This window comes from Pseudorhodoferax sp. Leaf274 (assembly GCF_001422445.1).
Taxonomy (GTDB): Bacteria; Pseudomonadota; Gammaproteobacteria; order Burkholderiales; family Burkholderiaceae_C; genus Pseudorhodoferax.
This window is the reverse complement of the sequence record NZ_LMNA01000013.1, coordinates 24,675-39,446: the sequence shown is the minus strand read 5'-3', so window position 1 is coordinate 39,446 and position 14,772 is coordinate 24,675. Positions and strand designations below refer to the sequence as shown.

Sequence of the window (14,772 nt, the reverse complement as noted above, 5' to 3'; positions counted from 1 at the left end):
CCTGGGCCTGGTGGAGAACATGGCCGTGCACGTGTGCAGCCAGTGCGGCCACCAGGAGCACATCTTCGGTGCGCACGGCGGGCAGAAGATGGCCGCCGACTACCAGCTCGACTACCTGGGCGCGCTGCCGCTGGCCATGGCCATCCGCGAGCAGGCCGACAGCGGCACGCCCACGGTGGTGGCCGAGCCGGACGGCGAGCTGGCCGGCATCTACAAGGCGGTGGCGCGCCAGGTGGCGGTGGCGATTGCGCAGAAGAACAAGGACTTCTCGTCCAGGTTCCCGACGATCAAGGTGTCCAAGGACACCTGATCCCGGACGGCATGTCGTGCCATGCGTCCAGGCCCGGCTGCCCCGGGCTGGGCGCAGCCTGCCAGCTCCACGCGGCCCGGATGGCGGGGCGCCGTCTGCATCGCGCAGCGGGGTACCGCCACTGGCCATTCTGTGTTTTTCCGCCGGTGCCGTTCTGGACGCGCCTCGGGGGCGGTCGGTTCGCGCCACAATCCAGGGCAGCACCGCCCGTGCCGATCGCCAGTTGCTGGTCGCATCGGCCCACGCCCACCGTTCAACCAACGCACCTGGCGCCCATGCAGACCACCGAAGCCGACTCCAGAACGCCCCGTGCAGCGCGCGTCGCCATCATCATCCCCTGCTACAACGAGGCCCTGGCCATCGGGCACACGCTGGACGAAATCCACGCGGTGCTGCCGCACGCGGACCTTTGGGTGTTCGACAACGATTCCAGCGACGACACGGCCGGTGTCGCCCGGGCGCACGGTGCGCAGGTCGTCAAGGTCGCCCTGCGCGGCAAAGGCAACGTGGTGCGCCGCATGTTCGCGGACGTGCAGGCCGATGTCTACGTGATGGTGGACGGCGACGCCACCTACGATCCCTCGGGCATGGTGCAGCATGTCCGCCAGCTGCACGAGGAGCGCCTGGACATGCTGGTCGGCTGCCGCGTCGATGACCACCTCGATGCGCACACATACCGGCCGGGCCACCGCTGGGGCAACCGTCTGCTGACCGGGTCGGTGGCGCGGATCTTCGGAGGCCACTTCTCCGACATGCTGTCGGGCTACCGGGTGTTCTCGCGCCGCTATGTCAAATCGTTCCCGGCCATCTCGCATGGCTTCGAGATCGAGACCGAACTGACCGTCCACGCGCTCGAGCTGCGCATGCCGTATGCCGAGGCCGCGGTTGCCTACCGGGCCCGTCCAGAGGGCTCGGCCAGCAAGCTGTCGACCTACCGGGATGGCTGGCGCATCCTGAAGACGATCATGAAGCTGTACGTCGTCGAACGGCCCCTGGCGTTCTTCTCCCTGGTGGCCGCCATCATGGCGCTGGCCGCGATCGGCATCAGCATCCCCCTGGCCATCACCTACGCGCAGACCGGCCTGGTGCCGCGCCTGCCGACGGCCGTCCTCGCGACCGGGCTCATGATCGGCGCCATGCTGTCCCTGGTGTGCGGCGCGATCCTGAACACCGTGACCACGGGCCGGCGCGAGACCAAGCGCTTGTTCTACCTGGCCATTCCGGTCGGGCCGGCCACGTGAGGCTGCCCGCCAGCACCTTCGCGAAGTTCTGCATCGCCGGGGCCCTGGGCTTCGTGGTCGATGTGGCGGTGCTGTATGCCGCATCCGGCCTGCTCGGCTGGTACGCGGCCCGTGTCCTGTCGTTTCTTTGCGCGGCCACGGCCACCTGGGTGGTGAACCGCAGGCATACCTTTGCCGATGGCCCGCCGGTCGTCGGCCCGTGGGCCATGGGGCGGCAGTACCTGCTGTACTTGCTGTCCATGCTCGGTGGGGGCGCAGTGAACTACCTTGCCTATTCGCTGGTCCTGCAGCTCAGCGATGCGCGGTACGCGCCCGCCCTGGGCGTTGCGGTGGGCAGCGGGGCTGGATTGGTGGTCAATTTCCTGCTGGCCCGGCGCGTCGTCTTCCGGGCCGGCCGCCAACCCTGACCCTGACACTGACCGCCGTGCGGCGCCATCGCCCCCCGGGGCCACGGGCTTGCCGCACGCTGAGAACCAGCCGGTCCGCCAGTGGTGCGAGACTTGCGGACATGCAAACGCAGGACGCCCGCCCCCGCATTCCCCCCGGCACGCGCAGCGTGCCCGTCCGGCGCGGCCCGGGCGCGCCCGAGGCCGACTGCGTGGCCGAGGAGGTGCCGGTCGCGCTCGAATACAACGGCATCTCGCATGCCGTGATGCTGGCCACGCCGCTGGACCTGGAAGACTTCGCGCTCGGTTTCTCGTTGACCGAAGGCATCGTCGACAGCCGCGCCGACGTGCGCGACATCGCGCTCGTCGAGGGCGGTGGCGGGCTCACGGTGCAGGTGCAGATCGCGTCCGGCTGCTTTGCGCGGCTCAAGGACAAACGCCGCAGCCTGGCCGGCCGCACCGGCTGTGGCCTGTGCGGCGCCGAGAGCCTGCCGCAGGCCGTGCAGCGGCCCGCACCGCTGCAAAGCGGCGCGCGGTTCGACGCCGCCGCCGTGTCGCTGGCCATGCAGGCCCTGGACCGGAGCCAGCCGCTGCGCGACGCCAGCGGTGCCACCCATGCCGCGGGCTTCGCCGACGCCCAGGGCCGGTTGCTGTTCGTGCGCGAGGACGTGGGCCGCCACAACGCGCTCGACAAACTGGTCGGCGCGTTGCTCGTGGCCCGCGCCCAGGTGCCGCAAGGCTTCGTGGTCGTGACGAGCCGGGCCAGCTACGAGATGGTCGGCAAGACCGTGCGTGCCGGCAGCGCGCTGCTGGCGGCGGTCTCTGGCGTGACGGGGCTGGCGATCGCGCTGGCGGCGGACGCCAACCTGGCGCTGGTCGGCTTCGCGCGCGGCGACAGGCTGAGCGTCTACACGCATTCCGAGCGCGTGCTGTGGGCGCCCGCGGCCTGATGGCGCGCCGCCGGCGGGCGGCGTAGGCCATGCGCACGCCCTTCGTCCTGTTGCTGCTGTCCATTGCGGCGGCGTGGTGGCCGCTGCCGCGGCAAGGCTGGCCGGGCCATGTGCCGCCCTGGGCCGTGCTGTACGGGCTGGCCGTGGCCATGGCGTGGAACCAGGGCCTGCTGCAGACGCCGGCACTGGCCGCGTTGGCGGCATTGTTCGTGCCGGCAGCAATGGCGCCGCGCGTTCAGAACGGCGTGCTGCTCGTCGTGCTTTGGCTGGCGCTGGCGGGCCTGTGCACGGCGCTCGCGCTGCACCGGGTGCCGGGCTTTCACAACCCGGTGCTGCTGGACGGCGTGCGCTGGTCGGCCGGGGCGCGCCCGTTCACGCAGCACCTGAACTTCGACAAGGGTTCGGTGGGCCTGGCGCTGCTGGTGCTGCTGGCACCGCCCGCGCAGGGCGACGGCCGGCGCGCCGCGGGCGTGGCGGCCGCCATCGCGCTCGCGACGGTGGGCCTCGTGCTGGGCCTGGGCTGGTGGCTGGGCCTGGTGCGGCCGGACTTCAAGTGGAGCCTGCAGCTGGCCTGGTTCCTGCCCGTGAACCTGCTGCTGACCTGCGTGGCCGAAGAGGCGCTGTTCCGCCTGCTCGTGCAGGACGTGCTGGCGGGCCGCTTCGGCGCCCAGCCCGCGCGGCCCACGGCCGGCCGCTCCGCCATCGCCGTGGTGCTGTCGGCCGCCTTGTTTGGCCTGGCCCATCTCGCGGGCGGGCCGCGCATGGCCATGCTGGCGGGCCTCACGGGCCTGGGTGCAGCGCTGGCCTACGCGCTCACCGGCCGCCTGGGCCCGCCGGTGCTCGTGCACTTTGCCGTCAACGCCGTGCACGCGCTGGCCTTCACCTACCCCGCGCTGTCCGGGCGGTGAGGGCTCAGGCGGCCTTGCCGGCCAGCATGCCCGCGCCGACGTTCGCCGGCACGCGCCGGTAGTGCCACAACGCGAGCGCGCCGACGGCGGCCACGGCCAGGAAGGCCAGGTGGAAGTCCTGCAGCAGCACCTGGCCGCCTGCCTGTGCATGGCGCTGGCCCGCCAGTGTCAGGGCCAGTGCGGCAACCGCCACGCCCATGGCCGCGGCCACCTGCATGGCGATCGCCGACAGCGTGGAGCCCGCGCCCATCTGCGCATTGGGCAGCTCGATCATCATGAGCGTGGAGTTGGCCGTGAGCAGCATGGAGCGCGCGCAGCCCGAAACGACCAGCAGCGCAGCCAGCACGGGCCAGCCGGTCTGCGGCGTCACGGCCGCGAACGCGGCGATGGCCAGCACGCTCAGGCTGCCCGAGACCAGCAGCACGCGCCGAAAGCCGAAGCGCTTGAGGATGGGCGTGGTCACCGACTTGAGCGCCAGGTTGCCCAGGAAGTAGGGCAGCAGCATGGCGCCCGCCGTCACCGCGTCGTGGCCCAGGCCGAGCTGGAACAGCAGCGGCAGCAGGAAGGGCGTGGCCTGGATGCTCATCGAGGCCAGCGTGCCGCCCAGCGAGGCGATGGAGAAGCTGCGCCAGCCGAACGGCGCCAGGCTCACGAGCGGATGGGGCGTGCGCCGCAGGTGGCGCGCCGTCCAGGCCAGGCCGGCCAGTCCCGCCAGCACGGCCAGCAGCGCGGGCAGCCGCGAGGCCGCGGGATCGGCCGTGTGCGCGGCCGCTTCCAGCCCCGTGATCAACAGGCACAGCCCGCCGATGGCGCCCAGGGCCCCGGGAATGTCCAGCGGCCGCGGCGCGGGCGCGCCATCGGCCGGCACCCAGCGCCGCACCAGCCACAGGCCCGCCAGGCCGATCGGCACGTTGAGCAGGAAGTTCCAGTGCCACGACCAGTAGGTCGTGATGAAGCCGCCCAGCGGCGGCCCCAGCACGGGCGCGAACAGCATGGGCCAGGTCAGCAGCGCGGTGATGGCGATGCGGTCCTGCGTGCGCGAGCCGCGCAGCGCAATCGCCCGGCCGATGGGCAGCAGCAGCCCGCCGCCCAGGCCTTGCAGTGCGCGCGCCGCCACGAGCTGGCCAGGCGTCTGCGCCAGCCCGCACAGCAGCGATGCCAGCGTGAACACGCCCACGGCCACCAGGAACAGCCGGCGCATGCCGTGGCGGTCCGCCAGCCAGGAGGCCAGCGGCAGCACCACGGCGCTGGCCAGCAGGTAGGCCGTGATGGTGGCGCTGAGCGCCAGCGGCTGCGCGCCGAGGTCGCGCGCGATGGACGGCAGCGAGGTGTTGAGGATGCTGCTGTCCAGCATCAGCATGAACATCACGGCGGCGACGGTCAGCGTCACGCGCCGGTAGCCGCCCGGGGCTTCGTTATTGGTTGACATTGTCCTCATTGTCCGGCGATTGGTTGATATCGTCAACCGTGGCCGCCGGCCCCTAAAATCGCGCCCTTTCCCTGCCCTTCCGGACTCTTCCCCATGACCGCCACCATCCTGAACCGCCTGCCTGCAGGCGAGCGCGTCGGCATCGCCTTCTCCGGCGGCCTGGACACCAGCGCCGCCGTGCACTGGATGCGCGCCAAGGGCGCCATTCCCTGCGCCTACACGGCCCACCTGGGCCAGCCCGACGAGAGCGACTACGACGACATCCCGCGCAAGGCCCTGGCCTATGGCGCCGAGAAGGCCCGCCTGATCGACTGCCGCCCGCAACTGGTGGCCGAGGGCATCGCCGCCATCCAGTCCGGCGCCTTCCACGTGAGCACCGGCGGCGCCACCTACTTCAACACCACGCCGCTGGGCCGCGCCGTCACCGGCACCGTGCTGGTGGTGGCCATGCGCGAGGACGGTGTCGACATCTGGGGCGACGGCAGCACCTACAAGGGCAACGACATCGAGCGCTTCTACCGCTACGGGCTGCTGGCCAACCCCAAGCTGCGCATCTACAAGCCCTGGCTGGACCAGCAGTTCATCGACGAGCTGGGCGGCCGCAAGGAGATGAGCGAATACCTCATCGCCAACGGCTTCGACTACAAGATGAGCGTGGAGAAGGCGTATTCGACCGATTCCAACCTGCTGGGTGCCACCCACGAGGCCAAGGACCTGGAGTTCCTGAACGCCGGCATGCACATCGTCAAGCCCATCATGGGCGTGCCGTTCTGGCGCGAGGACTGCGTGGTCAAGCCCGAGACGGTGTCGATCCGCTTCGAGGAAGGCCAGCCCGTCGCGCTGAACGGCCGCACGTTCGCGTCGGCACTGGAGCTGTTCATGGAAGCCAACGCCATCGGCGGGCGCCACGGCATCGGCATGTGCGACCAGATCGAGAACCGCATCATCGAGGCCAAGAGCCGCGGCATCTACGAAGCCCCGGGGATGGCGCTGCTGCACATCGCCTACGAGCGCCTGGTCACCGGCATCCACAACGAAGACACCATCGAGCAGTACCGCGCCAACGGCCGCAAGCTCGGCCGCCTGCTGTACCAGGGCCGCTGGTTCGACAGCCAGGCGCTGATGCTGCGCGAGACGGCGCAGCGCTGGGTGGCGCGCGCCGTCACTGGGGAGGTGACGCTGGAGCTGCGCCGCGGCAACGACTACTCGCTGATGGACACCAGCAGCCCCAACCTCACCTACAAGCCCGAGCGTTTGTCGATGGAGAAGGTGGAAGACGCGGCCTTCACGCCGGCCGACCGCATCGGCCAGCTGACCATGCGCAACCTGGACATCGCCGACACGCGCGACAAGCTGGCGATCTACGCCGGCGTGGGCCTGCTCGGCAAGGGCGGCGACACCGACCTGCCGCTGTTGTCGCAGGGCGAAGGCGCGTAAGGCCGGGCCCCTGCACGTCGGCGCGCGATGACGCTGGAACTGCTGGCCGCCCTGGGCAAGGGCTTCCTGTTCGCGTTCGTGACCGTGTTGCCGATCCTGAACCCGGCCGCCGCGGCGCCGGTGTTCCTGAGCCTGACCGAGGGCGCATCCCCGCCCACGCGCGCGCTGCTGGCGCGGCGCATCGCGCGCAACGTGTTCTGGCTCATGCTGGGCGCCATGGTGGTGGGCGTCTACGTGCTGGACTTCTTCGGCATCTCGCTGCCCATCGTGCGCGTGGGGGGCGGCCTCATCGTCGCGGCCAGTGCCTGGCGGCTGCTCAACACCTCGCAGAGCACGAGCGACAGCCGCACCTCGCTGGCCGAGGCGTACACGCCCGAGATGGCCAGGCGCCAGGCCTTCTACCCGCTGACCTTCCCGATCACCTCGGGCCCGGGGTCGATCACGGCCGCCATCACGGTCGGCGTGTCGCTGGCCGACCCCAAGCTGTCGCTCGCGCTGGCGCGCACCGGCGGCGCGGTGCTGGCGCTGCTGGCCATCGGCGTGCTGGTCTACCTGGCCTACCGCTATGCCGAGAAGCTGCTCAAGCCGCTGGGCGAGGCCGGCATGATCATCTTCCTGCGGCTGTCGGCCTTCATCCTGCTGTGCCTGGGCGTGCAGATCGTCTGGAACGGCCTGCACGAGCTGGGCGTGGAGCTCCTGCGCGACGGCCTGCGCATCGCCAGCTGAGCCGCCCGGGCCATGCCCCGGCCCGGCGCATGGCCGCCGTCACGCCGAGCGCGCCGTGGCTCCGGGCGCCGGATGCCGTCTGTGCCAGTCGGTGGCGCGCTGGTAGGCCCAACCGGCCTGCACCAGCAGGTGCTCGCCGAAGTGCGGCGCGACGAACTGCAAGGCCACCGGCGCGCCCTCGGCCGTGGTGCCGCCCGGCAGCGTGATGGTGGGGCTGCCGGTCAGGTCGAACGGGCAGGTGTAGCGCAGCATGCCGGAGAGCAGTTCGGCATCCTGCGCGAACGTGGCCATCCGCTGCACGGTCGGGGCGGCGATGGCCGTGGCGGGCACCAGCAGCAGGTCCACCGACTCGAACAGTGCGGCCACCCGGCCGCAGAGGTCGGCACGCCGCAGCAGCAGCCTCTGGTAGTCCATGGCGCCCATGCCGCGGCCGGCGTCGATCAACGCGGCCAGGCCCGGACCGTATTCGCCGCGCCGCGCGGGGAAGGTGGCCTCGTGCGCGACGGCGGTTTCCACCGCGCACAGCGGCAGCCAGTCCAGCACGGCCTGCGTGGTGTCGGGGAAAGCGATCTCGTGCACGGCGGCACCGAGTTCTTGCACCGTGCGCAGGGCGTCCTGCAGCACCGCGCGGGTCGGCCCGTCGACGCGGTCCAGTGTCCAGCCGCGATCGATGCCCACGCGCAGGCCGCGCACGCCGCGCGTCATGCTTGCCAGGTAGTCGGGCACAGGCTGCTGCGCGGCCGTCGGGTCCAGCGGGTCGGCGCCGGCGATGGCGGCGAGGATTGCACCCGCGTCGGCCGCGCTGCGGGCCATGGGGCCGATGTGGTCCAGCGATGCGGCCAGCTCGAACGCGCCATGGCGGCTGACGCGGCCCCAGGTCGGCTTGAGACCGGTGATGCCGTTCGCCGCCGAGGGGAAGCGGATCGACCCGCCGGTGTCCGTGCCCAGCGCGCCGAAGCACAGGCCGGCCGCGGTGGCCACGCCGGAGCCGCTGGACGAGGCGCCGGGCCACAGCGCCGCGCCCCAGGGGTTCACCGGCGGCGTGATCCCGGGGTGGTGGTCGGCAAAGGCGCCTTCGGTCTGCTGCAGCTTGCCCAGCAGCACGGCCCCGGCCTCGCGCAGGCGCCGCACGACGGTCGCGTCCTCCTTGGGGCGGAAATCCCGGTGGATCGTCATGCCGTGGCCCGTGGGCGTGCCCTTGGTCCACAACAGGTCCTTGACCGCCAGCGGGACGCCGTGCAAGGGGCCGCGCGCGTGGCCGGCTGCGATCTCGGCGTCGGCCCGGTGCGCGTCCGTCAGCGCCTGCTCGGCCATCAGGCAGGCGTAGCTGTGCAGGTGCGGGTCGAGGGACGCGATGCGGGCCAGCAAGGCCTGCGTGACCTCGGCGGAGGATCGTTCGCGCGACTGGATCTGCCGGCCGATGTCCAGCAGTTCGAGGTAGTGGAGTTCGTTGTCTGCCATGTGCTTGCTCGTGTGGATGAACCGGGCGGGCCACGGGACGGCCCGCCCGCTGCGAACCTTAGCGCCCGCGCCACGGCTGCGCCGGCTCCGCAAGGACAGGTGCCGTGCCCGGAAGGACAGCCGCGCTGCGCTCTCGCCGCCACGCGGCGTTCAGCGGCTGCGCAGCAGCAGGTGCGGCGCGCTGCCGAAGGCCTTGCGGAAGGCCCGGCTGTAGTGCGAGACGTCGGAGAACCCGTGGTCGAAGGCGGCCTCGGTCACGCTGCGCGCGCGGCCCTCGGCCAGCGCCTGCCGGCTCGCCTGCAGGCGCAGCTGCCAGACCATGCCCATCGGCGTGTGCCCGTGCCGGGCGAACGCGCGCGTCACGGTGCGGGTCGAGACATGGTGCGCATCGGCGATCGTCTGCAGGCACAGCCCCGGCTCCAGGAAATACCGCTGGACGTAGGCCGACATGCGGGCATGCAGGTCGCGTTCCGCAGGACGTTCCTGCACGTCGGCCTGGAACTCGAGCACCAGGCCCAGGAGGTCGAGCAGGGTGCTGCCGAACCGTTCGGCCGCGCCTGGCCGCAGCCCGTCGAAGTCGATGTCCGCGGCCTGCGCGATCAGCGCGCGCAGTTGCGCAGCGGCGGGCTTGCCGTCGTCCAGCAGCAGCGCGGTCATGCGCTCGGCGCCGGGGTAGCGCTGCAGCAGCGCCCGGCGCGGAAAGCGGCACAGGTCGATGGCCTGCGGTGCCATCGTGCATTGGAAGGGCCGCGCGGCGTCGTACAGCACCATGCCGTGCGCGCGCAGGCGGGCCTGTCGGCCGCCCTGTTCGAGCACGCCTTCGCCCGCGCGCATGCAGGCGATCCACAGGTCGTCGTCGTCACGGATCCGCAGGTGGCCGCTCTCGCGCGACCAGTGGTGCAGCGGCGCTGCCATGGTGGCGATGTCGACGACGCCGACGTGGCGCACGGCGAGCGCGCCGTCGAACGGGCCCTCGGCCAGCATGCGGCTGGCCGCGGGAATGCAGTGGCGGCACACCACATCGCTCCAGTAGTCGAAGCGGTGGACAGGGGCGACGGCAGCGGTGGAGTATTCGATGGCCATGGGCTGCGCGGAAGGACGGTCGAGGCGCCTCGCTCCCGCGGTGGCCGAGGCACGCTTCGATAGATACGGCAAGACTTTCCGCGGTGCATCCGCGCTTTCCCTAGGCCAGCCCGCGGCACCTTGGCGACACCTCGCTGGGGGAAACCCAGTGGGGCTGGCGCAGGGTGCTGATCACAATGCCCGGGCCATTCCGGGAGACAACCATGAACGCCATCGACCGCAACCCTCATCCCAGCCGCCGTGCCGCACTGGGCGGCATCGCCACCGCGCTGGTCGCCGGGGCACTGCCGGCCCGGGCCAGCGACGCCTATCCCAACCGCCCCGTGACCATGGTCGTGCCCTACACGGCCGGCGGCTCCACCGACATCGTGGCCCGGCTCATCGCCCAGAAGCTGCAGGAAGCCCTGGGCCAGCCTTTCATCGTCGACAACAAGGGCGGCGCCAACGGCGTGATCGGCATGGACATCGCCGCGCGCGCCGCGCCCGACGGCTACACGCTGCTCATGAACACCGCGGGCGCGCAGGCGCTGGCGCCGGTGATCTACAAGACGAAGTTCCACGCGCTCGACAGCTGGGAGCCGATCAGCCTGATCAGTTCCATCCCGTTCGTGATCGTGGCGCGCGAAGGCCTGCCCGTGAAGAACTTCGCCGAGTTCGCGGCGCTGGCCAAGGCCGGCAACCCGCCGCTCAGCGCATCGTCGGGCAGCAGCATGATCGTGCTGGCCACCGACCAGCTCAAGCGCGTGATCGGTGCCCCGACCCTGATCAACGCCCAGTACAAGGGCACCTCGATGCAGGCGCAGGCCGTGGTCAAGGGCGAGGTCGATGTGTCCTTCGACTCCTTCGTCACGCTGCCGCAGATCAAGGCCGGCAAGGTGCGCGCGCTGGCCGTGGTCGCACCGCAGCGCGCGGCCTCGCTGCCCGACGTGCCCACGCTGGCCGAGCTGGGCGTGAAGGACATGGACTTCGCCAGCTGGTCCGGCCTGCTGGCCCCCAAGGGCACGCCCAAGGCCATCGTCGACCGCCTGTCGGCCGAGGTGCAGAAGATCGTGCGCACACCCGAGATGCAGGAACGCCTCAAGGGCCTGGACCACACGCCCGTGGGCAGCGGGCCGGCCGAGTTCGCCAAGCTGATCGGCGACGACTACGCGCGCTGGCAGCGCGTGGTCAAGGAGACGGGGTTCAAGATCGAGGGCTAAGGTCGCCCGACCCTGCAGATCTTCCGCGCAGTGGAAGAGTTGCAGGGTTTGTCAGCCCCCCACCGCCCCCTGCGTGTTCACATACAGCGAATAGACCGACTGGCTGGCCGCCATGAAGAGCCGGTTGCGGTGCCGCCCACCGAAGCACAGGTTGGCGCAGCGCTCGGGCAGGTGGATGCGGCCGATCGTGGTGCCGTCGGGCGCGAAGATGCGCACGCCGTCGTTGCCTTCGCCCGTGCCCCAGCCGGCCCACAGGTTGCCGTCCACGTCGCAGCGGAAGCCGTCGGGCGATTCGTTCTCTCCGCAGGTGTGGAACACGCGGTCGTTCGTCAGCGCGGTGCCGTCGGCAGCGACGTCGAACACGCGGATGCGCTTGGGCGCCGCGCCGGACTCGACCACGTAGAGCAGCTTCTCGTCGGGCGAGAAGCACAGGCCGTTGGGGCGGGCCACGGCGTCGGTCACCACCGTCGTCTGGCCCGTGGCCGGATCGAAGCGGTAGACGCATTCGGGCCGCTCGGGTTGGGCCGGCACGCCCTCGTACCAGCCCAGGATGCCGAACGGCGGATCGGTGAACCAGATGCTGCCGTCGGACTTGACCACGATGTCGTTCGGCGAGTTCAGCCGGGCGCCTTCGAAGCGGTCGACCAGCGTCGTGGTGCTGCCGTCGTACTCGGTGCGCACGATGCGCCGTCCCAGGTGCTCGCAGCCGACCAGCCGGCCCTGGCGGTCGCGCGTGTGGCCGTTGGCGTTGCCGGACGGTTGGCGGAACACGCTGACGGCGCCGGTGGCTTCGTCCCACCGCATGATGCGGTCGTTCGGCACGTCGCTCCAGAGCAGGTAGCGGCCGTCGCCGAACCACACCGGGCCCTCGGCCCAGCGCATGCCGGTGGCGATGCGCTCGACCGCGGCCGAGCTGACGCGGTACTTGGCGAAGCGGGGATCGAGGACGACGACGGCAGGGTCGGGGTAGCGGGTCGCGGGTTGCCACATGGTGCGTAGGACGGAGCGGAGGAAGGCTTTGCAGTATGCCCGCCGTGGCAAGGCCATTCGCGCTGGCGCGGGGCACCCGGATAATCCCCTGCTGCTTCGGAGCCGGCCGTGAATCAATCCTTTCTTTCCCTGGGGTGGCGCACGTTGTGGCGCGACCTGCGCTCGGGCGAACTGCGCCTGCTGCTGGTGGCCGTGACCTTGGCGGTGGCGGCGCTGACCGCCGTGGGCTTCTTCGCCGACCGGCTGCAGGGCGGGCTGCAACGCGACGCGCGCCAGCTGATCGGCGGCGACGCGGTGGTGGCCAGCGACAACCCGACCCCGGCCGCGTTCGAGGAGCAGGCCCGTGCGCTGGGTCTGCAGGCGGTCACCACGCTGGGCTTTCCGACCATGGGCCGTGCGGGCGAGGCGCAGGGCGGTGCCAGCCGCCTGGTGGCGCTGAAGGCCGTGCCCGCGGGCTACCCGCTGCGCGGCAGCCTCCAGGTGGCGCAGCAGCCGGGCGAGGAGGGTGGCAACACGCGCGATGTTCCGGGGCCGGGCGAGGCCTGGGTCGATGCGCCGCTGCTGGCCGCGCTGGACCTGAAGATGGGCGACGCCCTGCTGCTGGGCGACAGCAGCTTTCGCATCGCGCGCATCATCGTGATCGAGCCCGACCGCGGCGGCGGCTTCATGAGCTTCGCACCGCGGGTGATGGTCAATGCGGCCGACCTGCCGGCCACGCACCTGGTGCAGCCGGCCAGCCGCATCACCTACCGCTTCGCCGTGGCCGGCGACGAGCCCGCCGTGCAGCGCTTCACGCGCTGGGCCGACGCGCAGATCCAGAAGCGCGAGGCGCGCGGCCTGCGGCTCGAGTCCATCGAAAGCGGCCGGCCCGAGATGCGTCAGACGCTGGACCGGGCCGAGAAATTCCTGAGTCTGGTGGCGCTGCTGTCGGCGCTGCTCTCTGCCGTGGCCGTGGCGCTGGCCGCGCGCGCGTTCGCGGCCAAGCACCTGGACGACTGCGCCATGCTGCGCGTGCTGGGCCTGTCGCAGCGCACGATCGCGCTGTCCTACAGCTTCGAGTTCGCGCTGGTCGGCCTGTTCGCCAGCGCGCTGGGCGTGGCCCTGGGCTTCGGCGTGCACTACCTGTTCGTGCTGCTGCTGGCCGGGCTGGTGGAGGCCACCTTGCCGGCCGCCACGTTGTGGCCGGTGGCCTACGGGCTGGGCATCGGGCTCACGCTGCTGTTCGCCTTCGGCCTGCCGCCCGTGCTGCAGCTGGCCAAGGTGCCGCCGTTGCGTGTGATCCGGCGCGACGTGGGGCAGTTGAAGCCGGCCTCCATCGCCGTCCTGGCGCTGGGCGTGGCGGGCTTCGCGGGTCTGCTGCTGGCCGTCAGCAGCGACATCAAGCTCGGGCTGATCGCGGTCGGCGGATTCGCCGGTGCGGTGCTGGTGTTCGCCGCGCTGTCGTGGGTGGCGGTGTGGCTGCTGCGCCGCAGCGTCAACGAGAGCACCGCGCCGCGCTGGCTGGTGCTGGCCACGCGCCAGGTGTCGGCGCGGCCGGCCTACACGGTGGTGCAGGTCAGCGCGCTGTCGGTCGGGCTGCTGGCCCTGGTGCTGCTGGTGCTGCTGCGCACCGACCTGATCGGCGCCTGGCGCCAGGCCACGCCGCCGGACGCGCCCAACCGCTTCGTCATCAACATCCTGCCCGAGCAGGGCGATGCGTTCCGCAAGACGCTGGACGATGCCGGCGTGCGCCAGTACGACTGGTACCCCATGTTCCGCGGCCGCCTGGTGGCCGTGAACGACAAGCCCGTGAACCCGGCCGACTACGTGGACGAGCGCGCCCAGCGCCTGGTCGACCGCGAGTTCAACCTCTCGCACGCCGCCCAGCAGCCGCCGCACAACGCGCTGGTCGCCGGCCGCTGGACGCCCGACGAGCAGGGTGCCGTGAGCGTGGAGGAGGGGCTCGCGCAAACGCTCGGCTTGAAGCTGGGCGACACGCTGCGCTTCGACATCGGCGGCATCCCGTCGGACGCGCGCATCACCTCGCTGCGCAAGGTCGACTGGGGTTCGCTGCACGCCAACTTCTTCGTGATGTACCCGGTGGCCGCGATGCCCGACCTGCCCATCACCTACCTGGCCGCCTACCGCGCGCCCGAGACGGCCGGCTTCGACAACGCGCTCGTGCGCGCCTTCCCGAACGTGACCAACGTGGACATGAGCACGGCGCTGGCCCAGGTGCAGCGCGTGCTGGACCAGGTGGTGCGCGCGGTGGAGTTCCTGTTCGGCTTCACGCTGGCGGCCGGCCTGGTGGTGCTGTTCGCCGCGATCACGGCCACGCGCGAGGAGCGCGCGCGCGAGTTCGCGATCATGCGGGCCGTGGGCGCCAGCAGCGCGCTGCTGCGCCAGGTGCAGCGGGCCGAACTGGCCGGCGTGGGCGTGTTGGCCGGCCTGCTGGCCACGCTGGTGGCGATGGCCGTGGGTTGGGCGCTGGCGCGCTTCGTGTTCGATTTCGCGTGGTCGGCCTCGCTGTGGGTGCCGCTGTTCGGCGCGCTGGCCGGCGCCGTGCTGGCGCTCGGCGCGGGCTGGTGGGGTCTGCGCGACGTGCTGCGCCGGCCCGTGGTCGACACGCTGCGCCGCGCCGCCGCCTGATCCAGCCGTACCGCTGCAGCGCGC

General features: G+C 71.6%; 13 protein-coding genes. 9 read left to right on the top strand and 4 right to left on the bottom strand.

The genetic code is table 11. From position 1 onward, the window contains the following. The 5 genes from ASF44_RS16650 to ASF44_RS16630 all read left to right on the top strand — a co-directional run. Positions 1-310: P-loop NTPase (locus ASF44_RS16650; protein ID WP_156374532.1), on the top strand; the 310-nt coding region annotated here is incomplete at its 5' end. A 275-nt stretch (positions 311-585) separates the two neighbouring features. After that, positions 586-1,551, top strand: a complete 966-nt coding sequence (locus tag ASF44_RS16645) for a glycosyltransferase family 2 protein (protein ID WP_056900353.1) — start codon at positions 586-588, stop codon at positions 1,549-1,551. Then, positions 1,548-1,958 carry a GtrA family protein gene (locus ASF44_RS16640; protein WP_082524825.1) on the top strand — a complete coding sequence of 137 codons (411 nt, stop codon included), beginning with the start codon at positions 1,548-1,550 and terminating at the stop codon, positions 1,956-1,958. The genes ASF44_RS16645 and ASF44_RS16640 overlap by 4 nt, the downstream gene beginning before the upstream one ends. Before the next feature lie 101 nt (positions 1,959-2,059). Continuing rightward, complete coding sequence (gene fdhD, locus ASF44_RS16635; RefSeq protein WP_056900352.1) at positions 2,060-2,887, top strand: formate dehydrogenase accessory sulfurtransferase FdhD; 828 nt, start codon at positions 2,060-2,062, stop codon at positions 2,885-2,887. Between the two features lie 29 nt (positions 2,888-2,916). Next, on the top strand, positions 2,917-3,795 hold the full coding sequence (locus tag ASF44_RS16630) for a CPBP family intramembrane glutamic endopeptidase (RefSeq protein WP_056900351.1): 879 nt from the start codon (positions 2,917-2,919) through the stop codon (positions 3,793-3,795). 4 nt (positions 3,796-3,799) lie between these two features. Here the strand turns inward: ASF44_RS16630 and ASF44_RS16625 are convergent, their stop codons facing one another. After that, positions 3,800-5,224 carry a DHA2 family efflux MFS transporter permease subunit gene (locus ASF44_RS16625; RefSeq protein ID WP_056900350.1) on the bottom strand — a complete coding sequence of 475 codons (1,425 nt, stop codon included), beginning with the start codon at positions 5,222-5,224 and terminating at the stop codon, positions 3,800-3,802. Between the two features lie 93 nt (positions 5,225-5,317). Between ASF44_RS16625 and argG the strand changes: the two genes are divergently transcribed. Then, complete coding sequence (gene argG, locus ASF44_RS16620) at positions 5,318-6,661, top strand: argininosuccinate synthase (RefSeq protein ID WP_056900349.1); 1,344 nt, start codon at positions 5,318-5,320, stop codon at positions 6,659-6,661. A gap of 27 nt (positions 6,662-6,688) precedes the next feature. After that, positions 6,689-7,387: a MarC family protein gene (locus tag ASF44_RS16615; protein ID WP_056900348.1), complete on the top strand. Its 699-nt coding sequence runs from the start codon at positions 6,689-6,691 to the stop codon at positions 7,385-7,387. Between the two features lie 39 nt (positions 7,388-7,426). On the opposite strand, the gene ASF44_RS16610 is transcribed toward ASF44_RS16615, so the two are convergent. After that, entirely contained in the window at positions 7,427-8,848 is a 1,422-nt protein-coding gene (locus ASF44_RS16610) for an amidase (protein ID WP_056900347.1), read from the bottom strand. 150 nt (positions 8,849-8,998) lie between these two features. Further along, positions 8,999-9,931: a helix-turn-helix domain-containing protein gene (locus ASF44_RS16605; RefSeq protein WP_056900346.1), complete on the bottom strand. Its 933-nt coding sequence runs from the start codon at positions 9,929-9,931 to the stop codon at positions 8,999-9,001. A 203-nt stretch (positions 9,932-10,134) separates the two neighbouring features. Here ASF44_RS16605 and ASF44_RS16600 point away from each other — a divergent pair, with 203 nt between their 5' ends. After that, positions 10,135-11,130, top strand: a complete 996-nt coding sequence (locus tag ASF44_RS16600; RefSeq protein ID WP_056900345.1) for a tripartite tricarboxylate transporter substrate binding protein — start codon at positions 10,135-10,137, stop codon at positions 11,128-11,130. A 51-nt stretch (positions 11,131-11,181) separates the two neighbouring features. On the opposite strand, the gene ASF44_RS16595 is transcribed toward ASF44_RS16600, so the two are convergent. Further along, entirely contained in the window at positions 11,182-12,120 is a 939-nt protein-coding gene (locus ASF44_RS16595) for an SMP-30/gluconolactonase/LRE family protein (protein ID WP_056900344.1), read from the bottom strand. Positions 12,121-12,228: 108 nt separating this feature from the next. On the opposite strand from ASF44_RS16595, the gene ASF44_RS16590 reads away from it, so the two are divergent. Then, the gene (locus ASF44_RS16590) at positions 12,229-14,748 is read left to right on the top strand and encodes an ABC transporter permease (protein ID WP_056900343.1); all 2,520 of its coding nucleotides are present in this window, start codon (positions 12,229-12,231) and stop codon (positions 14,746-14,748) included. The last annotated feature ends 24 nt before the right edge of the window (positions 14,749-14,772 follow it).